This window comes from Parendozoicomonas verongulae (assembly GCF_009711465.1).
In the GTDB taxonomy this organism is placed as follows: domain Bacteria; phylum Pseudomonadota; class Gammaproteobacteria; order Pseudomonadales; family Endozoicomonadaceae; genus Sansalvadorimonas; species Sansalvadorimonas verongulae.
Genome location: NZ_SMME01000683.1, coordinates 1 through 3,988 on the forward strand (window position 1 = coordinate 1; position 3,988 = coordinate 3,988).

General features: G+C 40.6%; 5 protein-coding genes. 1 reads left to right on the forward strand and 4 read right to left on the reverse strand.

The genetic code is table 11. From position 1 onward, the window contains the following. A partial coding sequence (locus E1189_RS02785; RefSeq protein ID WP_155158533.1) for an ISAs1 family transposase occupies nt 1–258 on the forward strand: 258 nt, incomplete at its 5' end. Here E1189_RS02785 and E1189_RS26145 read toward each other — a convergent pair. The 4 genes from E1189_RS26145 to E1189_RS02805 form a co-directional block, all read right to left on the reverse strand. Next, nucleotides 251–403, reverse strand: a complete 153-nt coding sequence (locus E1189_RS26145) for a transposase family protein (protein WP_155158534.1) — start codon at nt 401–403, stop codon at nt 251–253. The two genes, E1189_RS02785 and E1189_RS26145, sit on opposite strands and share 8 nt — an antisense overlap. 337 nt (nt 404–740) lie before the next feature. Next, nucleotides 741–1,349, reverse strand: coding sequence for an acyltransferase (locus E1189_RS02795; RefSeq protein WP_230460078.1), 609 nt, complete (start codon nt 1,347–1,349; stop codon nt 741–743). Continuing rightward, nucleotides 1,346–2,593 carry an O-antigen translocase gene (locus E1189_RS02800; RefSeq protein WP_155158535.1) on the reverse strand — a complete coding sequence of 416 codons (1,248 nt, stop codon included), beginning with the start codon at nt 2,591–2,593 and terminating at the stop codon, nt 1,346–1,348. Before E1189_RS02800 ends, E1189_RS02795 begins: the two co-directional genes overlap by 4 nt. A gap of 3 nt (nt 2,594–2,596) precedes the next feature. Next, nucleotides 2,597–3,718, reverse strand: coding sequence for a DegT/DnrJ/EryC1/StrS family aminotransferase (locus E1189_RS02805; protein ID WP_155158536.1), 1,122 nt, complete (start codon nt 3,716–3,718; stop codon nt 2,597–2,599). Nucleotides 3,719–3,988: the final 270 nt, after the last annotated feature.

Sequence of the window (3,988 nt, forward strand, 5' to 3'; positions counted from 1 at the left end):
GCAGATGAAGTTCTGCAGGCTACACGACTCCACTGGCAAGTGGAGAATAGCTTGCATTGGGTTCTGGATGTCGCATTTTCGGAAGATCAGTCCCGTGCCAGGAATGGTCATGCGGCTGAGAACCTTGCCATTGCAAGACAGATAGCACTCAATCTTCTCAAGCAGGATTCTACGATCAAGCTTGGTATCAAGAACAAGAGAAATACGTGTGGCTGGAGTGAAGAGTATCTCTGCCACATTCTGGGATTGATCAAATAGTGTTCATGCGTTTGCCCTGCTTTGCCCCTGTTATCATGGCGCAAGTTATGAGCCGCAGAATATCTGTCAGCTTGTAATCAGTTTTCCAAGGCTGGCGGTAGTCTGGAAGTTTTGAGAGGTGTTCAATCAAACTAAATGCGTTCACGTTGCTTGTGTCTCATTATTCGTCCATGGACGTATGAAATCACAATTGGGTGGAAAGAAAAATTCAAACATTTTAATATGGCGTCAGGCCAGTGATAGCAAAGGGTTTCGTGCGTTTTCCCTGCGTTCACGTTGCTTGTGCCTCATTATTCGTCCATGGATGTATGAGATCACAATTGGGTGGAAAGAAGAATTCAAAAAAATTAATATGGCGTCAGAGCAGTGATAGCAAGGGCTTTCATGATCTTTCCCTGCTCCCAAGAAGTCCCTGATCGCTAAACTAAACTAAACAATTTTTTTTAACAACATCATTTCCGTCAGACAATTTCACATAAAGTTCAAATTTCTTTAATTTTTCTCGCAGGTATACCTGCGTAAATAGACATTGGCTCAACATCATTAACTACTGTAGAACCACTACCAATCACTGAACCTCGTCCAATCCTAACCCCTTTAAGAACACGCACATTGTTACCGATAAAAACATCATCTTCTATGTCAACCCGTGCACAATAATAATTCCCATTACACCTATCCTCTAATTTCAAGCCATGAAAATCCGAGTCAGTAACAAAAAAATTAGGACCAATCAAACAACGCTCACCTATAGAAATTTCACTTCTATCTGCAATCACAACAAAGTTGTTATTTAAAATTGTGGATGATTTAATTTCTACTAGAGCCTCTGACGCCCTAGCTTCTATATATCCATACCCATCTAAAAGGCCTGGCGATGGCCAACACCCTAAAATTGCCCCCTGAATTTTTATTTTTCCTTTCCCAACAAATTGTGTTGGCTGCAAAATTCTAGACTTGGTAATGTCAGGTCGATTATCAGAAAAAAACAACCTTAAAAAAAAACCTCTCATATTACAAAATAGCAAGAGACAAAAGTAAACAAACAGTCGCCTAATACCATAGCGTTTTATTTTTCTTAAAATACTCATATGACCCTTTTTATTTTAAGTGCAGCAATCATAAATAAGAAGTGAAAAAAATAATTGACGGCATATGCGATAGAAGCAGACTCCAAACCAAAATATGAGGTTGTTAAAGTTACTAATAAAAAAAACAGCAATGAAAAAAACACTTCTGAAAATATATAAATTCCGACCAAAGCTTTTGCTGTTACCAAATATCCAAGGAGCCAGCTTGCAATCTTTAGCGTATCCCCTATCACTTGCCAAGAGAACAATACTTCCATGTGTACAAAATCATCTGTAAAGAGTATATGGATGATATAGTCTCTCAGGATATAGATAAATAAACTACACAATGCTGCAATTGGCAATATGACCCTATAACCTAGCAAGACCTCTTTTCTAATATCAGTTTTTTCTTTGAGCTCTGATAATCTTGGCAGATAGTAAACCCCCAACGTTGTTGAAGCCAACATTAAATATGCAGAACTTAACCGCCACATTGCCTCCCAGTAACCAGCAGCATCCCAACCTAGAACCCTCCCCAAATGATCACGAATAAAAATATGACTCAGTGGTATACAAACAGCACTTGTTAACGACATAACTGTGAATTTAGCAAGATTTCGAGCTGCCGATTTATCAACACCACCAATGAGATATTCAAATTTAAACCAGTTTGCCTTACAAGTAACAGCAAGGGTCACGAAAAAAGTCAAAGACTGATATATAGCGAGCCCGACAAGAGCACCATAAAGCCCCATATGAATCGCCATAAGAGTAATCACAGCCATTGCAAAGAGGCTTCCGGCAATATTAGCTGTTACATAACGCTGTATCTCTTTTTTACCGTTCAGAATTGCAAGTAACAAGGTATTAAATACAAACAACACCAGTGTTGCCGCAAACCAAATAAAGACACTACCAAAGCTTTCATCCTTTAGAAACCAGCCAGCTAAAGATTTGTTAAAGGCAACAACCCCCATCGCAACCGCTATAGAGCCAGCCAGAGAAATCGTTCCTGCTGTTCGCCAGACAGCATGTTGCTTGGCTGGATTTTCGTAATATTCAGCCGTATATTTGACCACGCCAGTATTGATTGCGCCACTAGCCAGTGTCGTTATCATTTGTATTGCGTTCTGAAATTGCCCCACAGAAGCATAACCAGCTGGTCCAACATATATAGCTAATATTTTGTTCAGTCCCAGCAAGGTCAGCATTTTTATTACTACAGCAATGCCATTCAGCAAACTGGTTTTTATCAATGTCATGGATTAGTGCATCTCAAAACGTTTGCAGGCGGTAATAACTGTGTCTACCTGCTCATCAGTCATCACAGGACTGATCGGTAAGCTCAATACTTGCTGATGGATACTTTCCGTCAATGGATAGTCCTGTTCATTAAAATGTCCGTAGGCTTGTTGTTTGTGAGGAGGAATCGGGTAGTGGATCAGTGTCTGAACGTTATGCTCATTCAAATATTTTTGCAAGGCGTTCCGTTTCCTAGTACGAATAACATACAAATGAAAGACATGGTTTTCCAATGAGCCCATTGTGCTGCTGCCCAAAATTGGCTGAGTAAGGGAAGGCTGGTTAATGCCTTTAGCATAGGCCAGTGCAATCTCTCTACGCCGATCTGTTTCACGATCCAAATGTTTTAGCTTTACACGCAATAAAGCCGCTTGCATCTCATCAAGGCGGCTGTTTACACCTTGATAAAGGTTTTCATACTTCTTATGGCTACCATAATTACCCAAAGCACGTATGGTGTTAGCCAACTCATCATCGCTGGTAGTAACAGCACCGGCATCTCCCAAAGCACCCAAGTTTTTCCCAGGATAGAAGCTAAAGCCTGACGCATGTCCCCAACTACCTGCCTTTATGCCATTAATAGCTGCACCATGGGCTTGAGCAGAGTCTTCCAAAACTAATAGGCCATATTGATCTGCCAGCATCATCAACTCAGGCATTGGTGCCAGCTGACCATAAAGGTGAACAGCAAGAATAGCTTTGGTTTGGGAAGTGATAGCAGCCGCAGTTTTTACCGGGCAAAGATTGTAAGTCTGTTCGTCTGGATCAACCAAAACTGGTTTAAGATTATTTTCAGTTATTGCTAGAATACTGGCAATATAGGTATTGGCAGGAACGATAATTTCATCGCCATCTTTAAGTTTTTCAAGTTCCTTCCAGGCTCGTAGTGTTAATGTCAGTGCATCCAAACCATTTGCCACACTTACACAATGCTGTGTTTGGCAGTACTGGGCAAATTCTTTCTCAAACTGTTCAACCTCATCACCATGAATATACCAACCTGAGTCAATAACCCTTGTAGTCGCTTCAATTAGCTCTTCGCGGTATTGAGTATTTATAGCTTTTAAGTCTAGAAATGGAATCATGAAATTATGTCTTGAAAGTATTATAGGTATGCGCACACGCTATGCCTGAAGAATCTCCAGGCATGCATCAGGGAAAACGCACGAAACCCCTTGATATTAGAGGACTCAAGCCTTTTCCGATTTTGGTGTTAGCAATGGTTAGCCGTCCAAAATTTGCTCCAGGTAGTCACTATGGATAGTTGTTCTATCAAACTAAATGCATTCATTGGTGTGCTCTCTCTTCCCTGTGAGAATGAGAACACTGTTAAAGGTGAAGTGTTTTGGTTGAGA

Excerpts from the sequence above, each read along its gene's own strand:
- E1189_RS02795 (WP_230460078.1), bottom strand. The coding sequence starts at position 1,349 with ATGAGTATTTTAAGAAAAATAAAACGCTATGGTATTAGGCGACTGTTT.
- E1189_RS02800 (WP_155158535.1), bottom strand. The coding sequence starts at position 2,593 with ATGACATTGATAAAAACCAGTTTGCTGAATGGCATTGCTGTAGTAATA.
- E1189_RS02805 (WP_155158536.1), bottom strand. The coding sequence starts at position 3,718 with ATGATTCCATTTCTAGACTTAAAAGCTATAAATACTCAATACCGCGAA.